The following is a 14,552-nucleotide window of genomic DNA, read 5'->3' on the forward strand; positions in this document are numbered from 1 at the left end:
CGTTTCTGTGTCGTTCTTGCAACACAGTCCTCGCGACACCGTCCTGGTGACACCGTCCTGGTGAGGTGGTCCTCGCGACGCGGTCCTGGTGTCACGGCCCTCTTCCGGCCCGCCGGTCAGGCCAGTCCCGCCTCCCGCATCTGGCGCAGTTCCTTCTTCAGCTCCCCGACCTCGTCGCGCAGCCGGGCGGCCACCTCGAACTGGAGGTCGGCGGCGGCGGCCCGCATCCGGTCGGTCATCTCCTCGATGATCCCGGCCAGCTCGGTGGCCGGACGGTCCGTCACCACCGCGCCCGCCTTGGCACCGCCCTTGCCCGCCACGCCCGCCGCCTTCCCGCCGAGGGCGGGAACGGGTGTCCTGGCCGCCTTCCCGCCGTTCGCCTGGCGGTAGCCCGTACCGAGCAGTTGCTCCGTGTCGACCTCCTCGCGGGCGATGGTCGCGACGATGTCGTTGATCTTCTTGCGCAGCGGCTGCGGATCGAGGCCCCGCTCGGTGTTGTACGCGATCTGCTTCTCGCGGCGGCGGTTGGTCTCCTCGATGGCCTTCTCCATCGCCGGGGTGATCTTGTCCGCGTACATATGGACCTGGCCGGAGACGTTCCGCGCCGCGCGGCCGATGGTCTGGATGAGGGCGGTCCCGGAACGCAGGAAGCCCTCCTTGTCGGCGTCGAGAATGGCGACCAGCGACACCTCGGGCAGGTCGAGACCCTCCCGGAGGAGGTTGATGCCGACCAGGACGTCGTACTCCCCGGCGCGCAGCTCGCGCAGCAGCTCGATACGGCGCAGGGTGTCGACGTCGCTGTGCAGATAGCGGACCTGGATGCCGAGCTCCAGGAAGTAGTCCGTGAGGTCCTCGGACATCTTCTTGGTGAGGGTGGTGACGAGCACCCGTTCGTTCTTCTCGGTGCGGGCGCGGATCTCGTGCACCAGGTCGTCGATCTGGCCCTCGGTGGGCTTGACGACGACCTCCGGGTCGACGAGGCCGGTGGGGCGGATGATCTGTTCGACGAAGCCGTCGCCCCGGGACAGCTCGTACTTCCCCGGGGTCGCGGAGAGGTAGACGGCCTGGCCGATCCGCTCCTGGAACTCCTCCCACCTCAGCGGGCGGTTGTCCATGGCGGACGGCAGCCGGAAGCCGTGCTCGACCAGGCTCCGCTTGCGGGACGCGTCGCCCTCGTACATCGCACCGATCTGCGGCACCGTGACGTGCGACTCGTCGATGACCAGGAGGAAGTCCTCGGGGAAGTAGTCGAGGAGGGTGTTGGGGGCGGTGCCGGGGCCGCGGTCGTCCATGTGCATCGAGTAGTTCTCGATGCCGGAGCAGGTGCCGATCTGCCGCATCATCTCGATGTCGTAGGTGGTGCGCATCCGCAGCCGCTGGGCCTCCAGCAGCTTGCCCTGCTTCTCCAGCTCGGCGAGGCGTTCCTCCAGCTCGCGCTCGATGCCGTTGACCGCCTTCTCCATGCGTTCGGGGCCCGCGACGTAGTGGCTGGCCGGGAAGACGTACAGCTCGCGGTCCTCGCTGATGACCTCGCCGGTCAGCGGGTGGAGCGTCGACAGCGCCTCGATCTCGTCGCCGAACATCTCGATCCGGACGGCCAGCTCCTCGTAGACCGGGAAGATCTCGATGGTGTCGCCGCGCACCCGGAAGGTGCCCCGGGTGAACGCGAGGTCGTTGCGGTTGTACTGGATCTCGACGAAGCGGCGCAGCATCTGGTCCCGGTCGATCTCGTCGCCGACCTTGAGCGGGACCATGCGGTCCACGTACTCCTGTGGCGTACCGAGGCCGTAGATGCAGGACACGGAGGCCACCACGATGACGTCACGCCGGGTGAGCAGTGAGTTCGTCGCGGAGTGCCGCAGCCGCTCGACCTCCTCGTTGATCGAGGAGTCCTTCTCGATGTAGGTGTCCGACTGCGGGATGTACGCCTCGGGCTGGTAGTAGTCGTAGTACGAGACGAAGTACTCGACGGCGTTGTTGGGGAGCAGCTCCCGGAACTCGTTCGCCAGCTGGGCCGCGAGGGTCTTGTTCGGCGCCATCACCAGGGTCGGGCGCTGGAGCTTCTCGATCATCCAGGCGGTGGTCGCGGACTTGCCGGTGCCGGTCGCGCCCAGCAGGACGACGTCCTTCTCCCCCGCACGGACACGCCGCTCCAGCTCGGCGATGGCCGCCGGCTGGTCACCGCTGGGCTGGTAGGGACTGACGACCTCGAAAGGCGCCACCGAACGTTCGATCTTCGAAACGGGCCGCATGCAACAACGGTACGACCCGCCACTGACAACCGTCGGCCCATCGGCTCCGGAGCGGCCGTGGGCCGCCGCGTCCGGTGGTCAGCCGTGGTGCGGCGGTCGCGCTCCGGCCCTGGCGGGGACCCTGGCCCCGGCCCGGCCCACCGGTGTCCGCGCGCGCGGACGTCGGCCCTGCGCGGGGAGGCCCGCCAGGCCGGCGGGGCGGGGGCCGGTGGAGCCCCGTCCGTTCCGGTTCGGCCGGCCGGCCATGATCCGGGGACCGAGCAGGACGACCGCCCCGGCGAGGAGCAGAAAACAGACCGGTCCGATCAGCATCGGGACGAGGAGGGGGGCGGTGGTGTCCGAGGTCCCCGTCGCGGCCGGGACGGCCCCGGTCACGGTGTCCAGCCGCACGCTGACCGCCGCCATGGCGGTGTAGTGCATCCCGCCCGCCGCGACGCCCATGACCACTCCGGCCCCCAGTCCGGGCAGCAGGCCGCGCAGCGAGACGGCCGCCCAGAGCGCGACGGTGGCGGCCACGACGGCGACGACCACGGAGAGAACGACCGTGAGCGTGTCGTATTCGAGCTGCCCCGGCAGCCGCATCCCGGCCATGCCCAGATAGTGCGTGGAGGCCATGCCGAGACCGGTCACGGTGCCCGCCGTGACGATCGCCATCCGGGTCGTCCCACGGTGGCCGACGAGGAAGATGCCGACGCCCGCCACGGTGATCGCGACGGCGAGCACGGCGAAGATGATCGTCCTGTCGTAGCCGATCGGCGTCTCCGCGACGCTGAAGCCGGTCATGGCGATGAAGTGCATCGCCCAGACCCCGGTGCCGATGGAGGCGGCGCCGAGAGCCAGCCAGCCGCCCTTCACGGGACGCTTCCCGCCGAGCGACCGGTTGGCGCAGCGGAGTCCGAGTACGGCACCCAGACACGCCACGAGGAACGCCGCCACGGGCGTCACGGGACCGTGGACGAACCCGTCGACTGTGCCCTGCATGCTCGTACGCCCTTCACGGAGGCCCAGGTACGGGGGTGACCCTGACGATCTCCCCCGCGACAGGGAGCGGACTTCCGACACCCGGCGACTCCGCTCGCCGTTCCGCTCCCGTCGCGGGGGAGATCGTCAGGCGCCGGGCTCGGCGGGCACACATGGAAACGGCATGGTACCGGTATGCCGACCGGACCGGTTCCGGCGCCGGTACCGGTCCCGGGAACCGGTCCGGGGGCGTCCCGGCGCGGGTCCGGGCCGACCCGGCGACCGGTTCCCGGGACCCGGTGACGCCGCTCCCGGTCGCCGTCCTGGTGCCGGTGCTGTGGGATCGCGTTCATGTGACGGCCATCCTTCGCCCGTCGCGTGTTGACGGACGGCTGTCAGTCTCTGTCCGTCACCCTTCCGATGCGAGGAGCATCCGTGTACGTACGCACCGCAGTCGTCTCCGCAGTCGCCCTCGTCGCCACGGGAGCCCTGCTGCTGCCGACGGCCGAGGCACACACCACGGGCGCCCCGGCCACGGCCGGGACCGGCCGGGCCCCGCTCGTCATCGCCCACCGGGGCGCGTCGGCCTACGCCCCGGAGAACACGCTGGCCGCTGTCGACAAGGCCGACGCCCTGGGCATCGCCTGGGTGGAGAACGACGTCCAGCTCACCAGGGACGGCGTGCTCGTGGTCATCCACGACACCGACCTGAGGCGGACCACCGACGTCGAGCGGGTCTTCCCCGGCCGGACGTCGTGGGCGGTCAAGGACTTCACCGCGGCGGAGATCGCCCGGCTGGACGCGGGCAGCTGGTTCGCGCCCCGGTACGCCGGGGCCCGGGTGCCGACCCTCAAGCAGTATCTGCGCCGCGTCGAGCGGAACCGCCAGAACCTGCTCCTGGAGATCAAGAGCCCCGAGATCTATCCGGGTATCGAGAAGGAGACCCTTCGCGTCCTGCGCGCGGAGGGCTGGCTCGACCGCGCCCACGTGAAGCGCCGGCTGGTCGTCCAGAGCTTCGGTGCGGACAGCGTGAGGAAGGTCCACCAGCAGCGTCCCGATGTCACGACCGGGTTCCTCGGCACTCCGTCGGTGGCCGATCTGCCCTCGTACGCGGCGTTCACCGACCAGATCAACCCGACGTACACCTCGGTCTCCGCCGACTACGTGGCGGCCGTGCACAAGCTCAAGGGCGCGCACGGCAAGCCGCTGCGGGTCAGCACGTGGACGGTCAACGACGCGGCGAACGCGGTGCGGGTCAAGGGATTCGGCGTGGACGGCATCATCACCAACAACCCCGACGTGGTGCGTTCCGCCACCCGCTGAGCCGGACGGCCAGGGCCCGCCGGGCGCCGGTGAGGGGCTGGCGGGGGCCTGTGGTGGCCGACGGCCGGGGGACGGCGGCCACGCGCACTGGACCGCCGGTCGGGGGCGGCCGGGATCGCTCAGAAACGCTCCGGGGCCGGCGGGGGCGCGTTGTCAGTGACGGGTCGTACGGTGGTCGGCATGGACGACAACGGGGGTTCGGAGCAGGTCGGTGCGGTGCGGTGGGCCGTCGTCGGGAGCGACGTCGGTCCGCTGTTCCTCGCCGCGTCCGGTGCCGGTCTGGTGAGCGTGGCCTTCCACGCCTCCCCAGCGGTGCGGGACACGGCGGTCGCGCGGTTGCGGACGCGGCTCGGCGCGGAGCCGGTGGAGAGCCCCGGCTCCGCGCGGCTCGCCGAGCCGATACGCCAGCTCGCGGCGTACTTCGCGGGCGGGCTGCGGGAGTTCACACTCGACCTGGACTGGTCACTGACGTCCGGGTTCAACCGTCAGGTGCTCCGCGAGCTGGCGACGGGTGTGCCGTACGGGACGCTCGTCGGGTACGGGGAGCTGGCCGGGCGGGTGGGGCAGCCCGGGGCCGGGCAGGCGGTGGGGGCCGCCATGGGGGCCAATCCGCTGCCGGTGGTGGTGCCCTGTCACCGGGTGGTGGAGAGCGACGGCGGGATGGGCGGCTTCGGCGGCGGTCTGGAGACGAAACGACGGCTGCTCGCGCTGGAGGGGGTGCTTCCGCAGCCGCTGTTCTGACCGGCCGTCGCGCGCATGGTCGGCCCCGGCCAGGGGCGCCACTCCAGGGTCGGCATGCTCGGGGAGCGGCACGGAGCGGCGTCTCCGCGGCAGGCACGTCCGACGAGCGGTACGTCTCGGGGCGGCACGTCCGGCGAGCGTCGGCGTCCGGGGCGGGCCCACGGGATCGGCCGACGTCAGGCGCGCGGTGCCTGGCCGAGGCCGGTCCAGGCCGGATGTCGTGGGTCGTCCGCCCGCACGACCACGTCCGCCCGGTCGGTGGGCGTCACCTCGTCCTCGTACCGTGCGAAGGCGGGCAGCGTCCATCGCTCCGGTTCCTCCGTGCGCCGCGCCAGCGCACCGGGCGAGAGCCGCAGATGGACGCTGAGGTCGAACGGGAACCAGTGCCCCAGGAGGAACGGCCCGTGCACCACCAGCACCCCGCCCGCCGCCAGGTCCTCGTACGGACTCCGGGTGGCGCGGTCCGTCACCGGGTCCCAGAGGTCGGGCAGGACCCGACCGCTACCGCCCGCCTCCAGTGGTCCGAACACCTCACGCCACAGCGCGCCCGTGTCGAACCAGCCGTCGTAGTACGCGTCGGGGTCCCGCTTGCCGTATTCGAACCGAAGGCTCGCGGGCCGCAGGAACCCCTCGGTGGAGACGACGAGCACCGGGCGGCCGCGCACCCGCAGCGCCCCGGCGACCCGGGCGGCCAGTTCGCCGGTACGGCCGGCGGGTGCCCCGTCGACCGCGAGCCTGAGCCAGGGGCCGCCCCCGGCCGGTGTCAGGCCGTCGGCACGCACGGCCAGGGCGTCGGCCAGCCGTTCCCAGGTGATCGCTTCCAGTCGCACGTCCCCCATCATCGCGGACCGTTCCACCGACGGGACACGACGCTCCCGGACGGGACGGTGAGGCGCTGACCTTCCGGAACGGTCCGGCCGCCCTCGGCTTCGGCGCGTATCGGGAACACCCGCCCCCGGCTTCGGCGCGTATCGGGAAGCACCCGCCCACGACGCCGGACGACCGGCGCGCGTCCGGCGCCCTACCTGCCCGCGCCGCACCCCACCGGGGCGGTGTCCTCGGCGAGTTCGCTCCCGGCGGGCAGCAGATAGGTCGCCCAGAGCACGACCGGCTCGGTACCGAGGTTCTGTCCGATGTGGCGGTTCCTGGCCCCGGCGGGTTCGATGAAGGACGTCCCCGCGGTCGCCACCTCCACCGAGCAGTCGGCCAGGGTCCGGGTCAGAGTGCCGGACTTGACGACCACGATCAGCTGGCCGCGATGGGTGTGCCAGCCGGTGGAACCGCCCGGCTGGATCGTGATCTCACGGAAGGTGACGTCGGTGCGCCCCCTCGGGGTCTTCACCTTCAGCCGGCCGGGGGACGTACCCTTCGCCAGCACGGTGGCGCTCACCCCACCGTCCGGAGCGGCGGACGCGGACGCCGGGATGAATCCCAGTGCCGCCACGCAGGTGCCCACGAGCGCGGCCCTGCGTAGTCCCCTGTGCCGCTTCCCCGCTAAGCAGACCCCGGCGCCCCGTCCGTCGCAGACCCCGGCGACCGGCCCGCCCGTCGCCCCGACACCCCGCTCACCGGCGGTCGGCGCACCCGGTCCGCCGACCGCTCCGGTCGCCGCGCCCGCGGCGGTTCCCGCGGACATCGTCCCCTCGAATCCGGCACCCGTCTCCCCGCCGGCTCCGGTCCCGGCTCCGCTTTCCACTACGGTCCCGGCTCCGCCGGAGACCTCATCGGCGGCCCCGTAGGCGACCTCGTCGGTGGCCCTGTCCTCGGTCCTGTCCTCCGGTATGTCGTCGCTCGGTTTCCTCATGCGTCACTCCTCAGCCTTCGCGTCCCAGGCAACTCAAATGCCCCCACGCTACCCGGGAGTTCCGCCACGGAATCACCTGACCACAGCGATGGGACGCCCCTGCGTCCACCGCCCCCGGCTCACCTCCCGGCCCCACCACCGCGTTCGCCACGCAGCTCGGCCGCCAGCGGCCCCTCCCCGGCCACCACGGCCCGCCCGTCCCTCACCGCGTCGGCGAGGGTGACCTCACCCCGCCCGATCGCGAGGCAGATCTCGCCGTCGAGGGTGAGAAGGGCATCCGGCCGGGTGGCGGGTCCGTACCCGTAGACGCCCGCCCCCGGCTCACCGCCGCCCGTGCGGACGTGGAACTCACCTTCGTCCAGGCGCACTTCCACCACCCCGGCCTGGCTGACGCCGTCCAGGGCGGAGAGCAGCGGGAGCGCGAACCAGTGCGCGCGCAGCGCGTCCGTCGGGCGGCGCTCGGTCAGCGCCGGCGCGCCCCACGCGGCGAGTGCCGTGAGGACGGGGAGCAACGCCCGGCCCCGCTCGGTCAGTTCATACACCGAGGCGGCCGCCGGCGGCGGCAGGCGACGGCGGGTGGCGAGGCCGCCCTGCTCCATGTCCTTGAGCCGGGAGGCGAGAACGTCCGTGCTGACCCCGGGGAGATCGGCGTGCAGGTCGGTGTAGCGCCGCGGTCCCGCCAGCAGTTCACGGACGATCAGCAGGGTCCACCGGTCGCCGACGGAATCGAGGGCGCGAGCGGCGGCGCAGAACTGGTCATAACTCCGGCGGCGTACCGCCTGCTGCTGACGTGGCATGCGAGGCAGTCTAGACATGTTGTTGGACTTTCCAAGCTCAAACTTGGTAAAACCAAGTACGCAATCGGACCGGGGAGGCCCACGCATGGAGTTCCGGCAGTCCAGCAAGCTCGACGAGGTCTGTTACGAGATCAGGGGCCCGGTCATCGAGCACGCCAACGCCCTTGAGGAGGCGGGCCACAGCGTGCTGCGCCTCAACACCGGCAACCCGGCGCTCTTCGGTTTCGAGGCACCCGAGGAGATAGTCCAGGACATGATCCGGATGCTTCCGCAGGCCCATGGCTACAGCGATTCACGCGGCATCCTCTCGGCCCGCCGCGCGGTGGCGCAGCGCTACCAGGACATCGGTCTGCCCGATGTCGACGTGGACGACATCTTTCTCGGCAACGGGGTCTCCGAGCTGATCTCCATGGCGATCCAGGCGCTGCTGGAGGACGGCGACGAGGTGCTGATCCCCGCCCCCGACTACCCGTTGTGGACCGCTGTCGTCACCCTCGCGGGCGGCAAGGCCGTGCACTACACGTGCGACGAGTCGGCGGAGTGGAACCCGGACCTGGCCGATCTGGCCTCGAAGATCACCGACCGCACCAGGGCCGTCGTCATCATCAATCCGAACAATCCGACCGGCGCGGTCTATCCGCGCGAGGTGCTGGAAGGCATCCTCGATCTGGCCCGCAGGCACGGTCTGATGGTGCTGGCCGACGAGATCTACGACCAGATCCTCTACGACGACGCCGAGCACCACAGCGTGGCCGTCCTCGCCCCCGACCTGGTCTGCCTCACCTTCAGCGGGCTGTCGAAGACCTACCGGGTGGCCGGGTTCCGTTCGGGCTGGATGGTGGTCTCCGGACCGCGGCAGCACGCCCGCGGCTATCTGGAGGGACTGACCACCCTCGCCTCCATGCGGCTGTGCCCCAACGCGCCCGCGCAGTACGCCATTCAGGCGGCGCTCGGCGGTCGGCAGTCGATCCGTGAACTGGTGGCGCCGGGCGGCAGACTGCACGAGCAGCGCAACCGCGCCTGGGAGCGGCTGAACGAGATTCCCGGCGTGTCGTGCGTGAAGCCCAAGGGGGCGCTGTACGCGTTCCCGCGCATCGATCCGAAGGTCCACCCAATCGTCGACGACGAGAGGTTCGTGCTGGACCTGCTGCTGCGTGAGAAGATCCAGGTGGTCCAGGGCACCGGGTTCAACTGGCCGCGCCCCGACCACTTCCGCATCCTGACTCTCCCGTACGCCGACGACCTGGACGCGGCGATCAGCCGCATCGGCCGGTTCCTGAACGGATATCGCCAGTGACCTGTCCCGCCTGCGGTGTTCCGGTGCTCACCCAGTTCGCCACGCCCGAACTGGTCGGGCCGATCGTGGAGGGCGGGTTCGATCCCGGTGGCGATCCGGGGTGGGCGGACTCGGGCGCCGGCTCGCCCGCCGAGTACGCGCGCTGGGCGGGGCATCTGTGCGGGATGACGTGTCTGCGGATGGGGCTGGGCGGCGGCGCCGAGGACCCGTCGGGCCTCAGCGGGACGGCACCGTCGCCGCCGGTTCCTTCCCTGTTCGCGCTGCGGGACGGGGCGCTGAAGTACGGGGCGTACACGGAGGACGCCGAGGGAGTGATCCGGGGACTGGTGTACGCCCCGTTCGCGGAGTACGCGCATGAGGTGCACGGGCTCGACGCGACGGTCCACCGCCGTCTCACGGTGGAGGAGATCCCCGGTCTGCTGGACGGCGGCCGTGCCGTGATGGCCTCGGTGCACTACGGGATCAGACACCCGGAGCGCCCCGCACCCGGCCGGGGCGGGCATCTGGTGCTGCTGACGTCCCGTACGGCCGACGGCGACGGTGTGCACTTCCACAACCCGTCGGGCACGACGGCCGGGACCCGGGCGGCGGAACTCCCCCTGCCCCTCTTCGACCGCTTCTTCGCCGGCCGGGGTGTGTCATGGACGAGGGCCGCGGTACGGGGCAGGGGCGGGCGCCCGGTGCTGTGACGGGTGCGGGAGCACGCCGACGGCTCGAACCCTCCGACCCGGCGCGTCCCGCTCCCCTTCCCCGCCGTGTTCCGGCCGTCCCGGCCCGTGGCCGGGACGGCGGTAGTCTCTCGCCCATGCCGTCCAACCGTCCGGAGCCCGCCGTCCCGCACCACGGGGACGGTGTCCCCGGCCGGACGCCGCGCCTCGTGATCGGCGACACGCCTGACCGGTCGCCGCACCGGCTCACCCCCGGGCCGGACACGGCATTCCGCGTACCGCACGCGACGTCGGCGGAACAGCGCCCGCGACCGGCCATCACACCGGCACGGCATCCGGTACCGGCGTCGGCACCAGCGCCGGTATCGGCAACGGCAACCGTGGCGCGGCGGCGACCGGACAGGCGCGTTACCGTCGCCGTCGCCGTCGTTCCGGAGTGGCTACGGTGAGCGCGGCGGACCGCGGGCGCGAGGAGATGACCGCACCCGGACCGGGTGACCGCACCGGAGTCGGGACGGCTCCGGATCGCGAACCCGGGACCGTGACCGCGAAGGACCATGAGGCCGAGGCAGTGACCGTCCTCTTCGCCGCCCGTTCCGCGACCGCTCTCCACCGGCTCCTGGACGTGCTTCCGGTCTTCGCCGGGGATCAGCGCATCCGCCGCCGCTTCACCCTCGTCCCGGGCTCCGACTTCGGCGTCGACGCGCTCGCCGCGATCGATCGTGCGGGCGCCCGCACCATCCCGTGGGCCGAGGCCCGCATGATCTCCCCCGGGCTGACACTGGCGGCCAGCCCGAAGGGCGCGATCGACGAACTGCGCGGGCCGCGCGTGCTGTTCCCGCACGGCGCCGGGTACAACAAGGCGTTGCCCGCCGCCGAAGCCGGCCGTTCGGCGTCCGGTCTCGATCCGCGCCTGCTTCTCCCGGGCGGGCGCCCGCTCGCCGCACTGCACGCGCTCGCCCACTCCAGCCAGCTCGACCGCCTCACCGCGGGCAGCCCCACCGCGGCGACCAGGGCCGCCGTCATCGGCGATCCGACCCTCGACCGTTTGCTGGCCTCGCTCCCCCGACGGAACAGCTACCGCGCCGCCCTCGGCACCGGCGACCGCCGGCTGATCGTGCTCACCTCCACCTGGGGCCCGTACTCGCTGCTGGCCCGTCACCCCGGGCTGCCCGCCAGGCTCGTCGCACAGCTCCCGCACGACGCGTACCAACTCGCCCTGCTGGCCCACCCGAACCTGCACAGCGCACCCGGCGTCTTCGACCTGAACGAGCAGTTGGCACCCGCCGTCAACGGTGGACTGCTGCTCGCCCGGCCGTACGAGGAATGGGCCGCGCTGCTCGTGGCCGCGGACGCCGTCGTCACCGACCACGGCTCCACGGCGCTGTACGCCGCCGCCGTCGGGCGGCCGCTCGTCGCCGCGTGCGACGGCGGACCGGAGCTGATCCCCGGTACCCCGATGGCCGAACTCCTCTCCTCGGTGCCCCGGTTGGAATCCCCCGGCGATGTGGACCTGGCCGTTCCGGCCCCGGTCGCGGCCGGTCTCGCCTTCGCCGAACGGGGCCGGTCGCTGCACCGGCTGCGCGAGGAGTTGTACGCCCTGCTCGCGCTCACCCCACCGGACACTCCCGCCGAAGCCCGCCCGCTGCCCATCCCCCCGACACGCCCCCGGACCCCCGTCGCCTTCGTCGTGCGGGCGGGTGTCGAGGGCGACACCGTACGGGTCGTACGCCATCCCGTCACCGTCGAACCGCACGAGCACGTGCACCACCTCGCCGTGGAGCTGGACCGGGGAACCGCCCGCCACGCGCAGGGCGCGGGCCTGCTCTTCCGGCGGCCCGCCGGCGAGGGAACCGCGTCCGGCCCGCACCGGGTGACCTGGACGGCGGCGGGCTGGACCGCCGATGTCCTCGCCGCACACCCCGGCCGGACCCGTACGGCGGCGGTGGCCCTGGCACCCGATCACTGGATCGTCGGACGGCACGGCCTGCCGCTGCTCAGTGCCCGTATCGAACCGTCCCGGGACCCGGCGACCGGGCTGGTCATCCGCACCGACCCGGCCGCCGTGCTGTCCGCCGTGCACGCCTGGCTGTCCGCCCGGCCGGAGCCGCCGCCCGGTGATCCGGACCGGACCGGGTCCCGGACGCCGTGGCTGCCCACGGTCGTACGGTGCGAGATCGCGGGCCGCCGCTACCAGGCCCGCCTGGCCGTCGCATCGGCTGGCGAGGCGGACACCGAGGTCTGAACCGGCGCCGTGCCGGACCGCCGAAGCCCGCACCCAAGCGGACAACCGGTCAGTCGGTCAGCGGTCAGCGGTCAGCGGTCAGTCGGTCAGCGGTCAGCGGTCAGCGGTCAGCGGTCAGCGGTCAACCAGCCAGTCGGTCAGGCGGTCAGGTGTCGAGCTGGCCGCCCGCCGCGCGGATCGTGTGCGCCGCCTCGCGGTGACTCCGGGCGCCGTCCTCGTCCCCCACCGCCTCGTCGAGCGCCGCGAGCGCGTCCCGTACCCGCGCCTCGTCGAAGCCGGACCCACGCTCCCGGGCGCCGACGAGCGCCGCGTCGAACAACTCCCGTGCCTGGTCCGTCCGGCCCAAGCGGGCCAGTACCCTGCCGAGTTCGAAACCGGTACGTGAGGCCATGCGCGCACGGTTCTGCTCACCGGCCATCGCGTGGGCCCGCTCCAGCAGTTCCGTCGCCCGCGCCGGGTCCCCGGTCGCCGCCGCGGCCTGCCCGAGCAGATACGTCTGGAGGAGCACGCCGTAGTCGTTGCCGATCTCGGCGTGGATGCGGAGGGATGCCTCGAAGTCCACGGCCGCCCCGGCCCAATCACCCTGGACCGAGGCCAGTTTGCCCCGGAACTCCAGTGCGGAGGCACGCAGCTTGCGTTCCCGCGCGGGCTGTTCCGCATCCCCGAACAGCTCCGTCGCACGGACCGCCTGCTCCAGTTCGTCCCGCGCCTCGTCGTACGCCCGCTGCTCCCACAACGGCCGGGCGAGCTGGCAGCGCATCCGCACCAGCGCGGGCAGATGACCGGACCGGAGGGCCGCCGCCGCCCCGGTGCGGAACGAGTCGAGGGTGTCGGCGTAGTGCGGATGGTCGAGGAAGTGCGTCCACAACGGTTCGCACAGGGCCCACGCCTCGGCGTCCATCCCGTGTGCGTGGGCGGTGCGGACACAGCCGTGCAGTGCGAGGCGTTCCGTTTCGAGCCAGCGCAGCGCGTCCGTCTTCGCCGTGAACTCGACGTCGGGCGCCCCGGTGAGCGGCGCGACCCGCTCTGCGAAGGTCATCCGGGGACCCGCGGCCAGCGCGTCGGCCCGCTGCGCCTGGCGTGTGTACCAGCGGACCAGGCGTTCGCGTCCCTCGGCCGCCTCTCCGTCGGACGCTTCCCTGGCGCAGCGGGCGGCGTGGGCCCTGAGCAGTCCGTGCATCCGGGACGGCTGCGTGCCCCTGACCTCCAGCAGGCCCGCCGACTCCAGTTCCTCCAGGGCGTCCTCGGCGGAGTCCGGTCCCGTGCCGAGGAGCGCCGCGGCGATGTCGGCCGTCACATGCGGGGCCGGGTGCACGGCGAGCAGTCGGTACAGGGTGCGTGCCTCCGGGCTCACATCGCGGTAGGCCGCGTCCCACACCGCTTCGACCACGGGAAGCCCTCTTTCGCGCAGTTCGGCGGTGAGTTCTCCGAGGAGCCGGGGGAGCCTGCGGCGGCGGTGCTTGCGGACCCACTGGGCACCGACCTGGAGGGCCGCGGGCAGCCCGCCGCAGATCCGGGCCAGCTCGGCGACGGCCTCGGGTTCGGCGTCGAGCCGGGGATCGTCGACGATGCGTCGCAGCAGTCCCACGGCGTGCTCGTCGGTGAGGGGTCCCAGGGGCAGTTCGAGCGCGGCGCCGCCCTCGATGTCGTACAGCGATCCGTGGCTGACGAGCACGACCACGCTCGCGGCGGAGGCGGGCAGCAGCGGGACGGCCTCGGCGCCGTACCGGACGTTGTCGAGGACGACGACGAGGCGTTTGTCCCGGGTACGGGTGAGGTACTGCTTGGCGCGTCCGGCGAAGGACTCCTCCAGCCACGGCGGCCGGACACCGAGCGGTCGCAGCAGTTCACCGAGCGCGTCGGCGATCTCGACCACGCCGTCCCGCCGCAGATCGTCGAGGTCGACGTAGAGGACACCGTCGGGGCAGCGGTCCCGCAAGGAGCGGGCGAGGCGGAAGGCGAGCGTCGTCTTGCCCACTCCGCCGATGCCCCGGAGGGAGACCACGAGCGGTCCCGAGCCGCCGCCCGGCCGGTCGGCCACGGCCCGCAGGACCCGGCTCTGCTCCTCCTGACGGTCCTCGAAGTGGTTTATCTCCGGGGGGACCTGATAGGGCGTCACCTGGGTCTCGGTCGTCGTGGTCCCGGCCGTCGCCATGTGCACATGGTGGTGCAACTCGCCGATGTGTCCCGCCTGGACGACCGTGTCGATCCGGGCCTGCCCACTGACCGTGTTCCGCGTCTCGTCGCCCACGGCGCAACTCTAACGACCTCCCCCACGAGAGGGAGCGGCTTCGGCCGATCCGGGACCTCGGCCGATCCGGGACACCTCCCCGCCCTGGTCCTCGGCGTCCTGGTCCTCCCCGCCCTGGTCCTCCCCGCCCTGGTCCTCGGCCGGTGGGCCGGGTCCCCCGGTCCGGGCCCTCCCCCGGTCCGGGCCCTCCCCCGGTCCGGGAGCCTCGGCGGTC

The 14,552-nt window shown here is 72.5% G+C and carries 11 protein-coding genes; 5 read left to right on the plus strand and 6 right to left on the minus strand.

The annotated features are described in order from the left end of the window. Window positions 1-116: 116 nt before the first annotated feature. Together uvrB and PZB75_RS05355 are read right to left on the minus strand one after the other, a co-directional pair. The gene (gene uvrB / locus PZB75_RS05350; protein WP_275534130.1) at window positions 117-2,252 is read right to left on the minus strand and encodes an excinuclease ABC subunit UvrB; all 2,136 of its coding nucleotides are present in this window, start codon (window positions 2,250-2,252) and stop codon (window positions 117-119) included. A 78-nt stretch (window positions 2,253-2,330) separates the two neighbouring features. Further along, window positions 2,331-3,233, minus strand: coding sequence for an MHYT domain-containing protein (locus PZB75_RS05355; protein WP_275534131.1), 903 nt, complete (start codon window positions 3,231-3,233; stop codon window positions 2,331-2,333). A 414-nt stretch (window positions 3,234-3,647) separates the two neighbouring features. Between PZB75_RS05355 and PZB75_RS05360 the strand changes: the two genes are divergently transcribed. After that, entirely contained in the window at window positions 3,648-4,535 is an 888-nt protein-coding gene (locus tag PZB75_RS05360) for a glycerophosphodiester phosphodiesterase family protein (protein WP_275534132.1), read from the plus strand. Between the two features lie 180 nt (window positions 4,536-4,715). Further along, a complete protein-coding gene (locus PZB75_RS05365; protein ID WP_275534133.1) occupies window positions 4,716-5,276 on the plus strand; it encodes a methylated-DNA--[protein]-cysteine S-methyltransferase in 561 nt (186 codons plus the stop codon). A 176-nt stretch (window positions 5,277-5,452) separates the two neighbouring features. On the opposite strand, the gene PZB75_RS05370 is transcribed toward PZB75_RS05365, so the two are convergent. The 3 genes from PZB75_RS05370 to PZB75_RS05380 form a co-directional block, all read right to left on the minus strand. After that, window positions 5,453-6,106, minus strand: a complete 654-nt coding sequence (locus tag PZB75_RS05370; protein ID WP_275534134.1) for a uridine kinase — start codon at window positions 6,104-6,106, stop codon at window positions 5,453-5,455. 191 nt (window positions 6,107-6,297) lie between these two features. Continuing rightward, on the minus strand, window positions 6,298-6,732 hold the full coding sequence (locus PZB75_RS05375) for a cupin domain-containing protein (RefSeq protein ID WP_275538594.1): 435 nt from the start codon (window positions 6,730-6,732) through the stop codon (window positions 6,298-6,300). Window positions 6,733-7,199: 467 nt separating this feature from the next. Beyond that, the gene (locus PZB75_RS05380) at window positions 7,200-7,895 is read right to left on the minus strand and encodes a helix-turn-helix domain-containing protein (RefSeq protein ID WP_275534135.1); all 696 of its coding nucleotides are present in this window, start codon (window positions 7,893-7,895) and stop codon (window positions 7,200-7,202) included. Window positions 7,896-7,962: 67 nt separating this feature from the next. Here PZB75_RS05380 and PZB75_RS05385 point away from each other — a divergent pair, with 67 nt between their 5' ends. The 3 genes from PZB75_RS05385 to PZB75_RS05395 all read left to right on the plus strand — a co-directional run bounded on the left by PZB75_RS05385 (window position 7,963) and on the right by PZB75_RS05395 (window position 12,087). Further along, the gene (locus PZB75_RS05385) at window positions 7,963-9,174 is read left to right on the plus strand and encodes a pyridoxal phosphate-dependent aminotransferase (protein WP_275534136.1); all 1,212 of its coding nucleotides are present in this window, start codon (window positions 7,963-7,965) and stop codon (window positions 9,172-9,174) included. Then, entirely contained in the window at window positions 9,171-9,863 is a 693-nt protein-coding gene (locus PZB75_RS05390; RefSeq protein WP_275534137.1) for a peptidase, read from the plus strand. The genes PZB75_RS05385 and PZB75_RS05390 overlap by 4 nt, the downstream gene beginning before the upstream one ends. Before the next feature lie 520 nt (window positions 9,864-10,383). Then, a complete protein-coding gene (locus PZB75_RS05395) occupies window positions 10,384-12,087 on the plus strand; it encodes a translation initiation factor 2 (protein ID WP_275534138.1) in 1,704 nt (567 codons plus the stop codon). A gap of 145 nt (window positions 12,088-12,232) precedes the next feature. On the opposite strand, the gene PZB75_RS05400 is transcribed toward PZB75_RS05395, so the two are convergent. Continuing rightward, window positions 12,233-14,338 carry an NB-ARC domain-containing protein gene (locus tag PZB75_RS05400; RefSeq protein ID WP_275534139.1) on the minus strand — a complete coding sequence of 702 codons (2,106 nt, stop codon included), beginning with the start codon at window positions 14,336-14,338 and terminating at the stop codon, window positions 12,233-12,235. Window positions 14,339-14,552 lie beyond the last annotated feature (214 nt).

The sequence above is a fragment of the Streptomyces sp. AM 4-1-1 genome (assembly GCF_029167625.1).
Classification (GTDB): Bacteria; Actinomycetota; Actinomycetes; order Streptomycetales; family Streptomycetaceae; genus Streptomyces.

What these genes read in the sequence shown, in the direction of transcription:
- uvrB (WP_275534130.1), bottom strand. Translation starts at nt 2,252, where the DNA reads ATGCGGCCCGTTTCGAAGATCGAACGTTCGGTGGCGCCTTTCGAGGTC.
- PZB75_RS05355 (WP_275534131.1), bottom strand. Translation starts at nt 3,233, where the DNA reads ATGCAGGGCACAGTCGACGGGTTCGTCCACGGTCCCGTGACGCCCGTG.
- PZB75_RS05365 (WP_275534133.1), top strand. Translation starts at nt 4,716, where the DNA reads ATGGACGACAACGGGGGTTCGGAGCAGGTCGGTGCGGTGCGGTGGGCC.
- PZB75_RS05380 (WP_275534135.1), bottom strand. Translation starts at nt 7,895, where the DNA reads ATGTCTAGACTGCCTCGCATGCCACGTCAGCAGCAGGCGGTACGCCGC.
- PZB75_RS05385 (WP_275534136.1), top strand. Translation starts at nt 7,963, where the DNA reads ATGGAGTTCCGGCAGTCCAGCAAGCTCGACGAGGTCTGTTACGAGATC.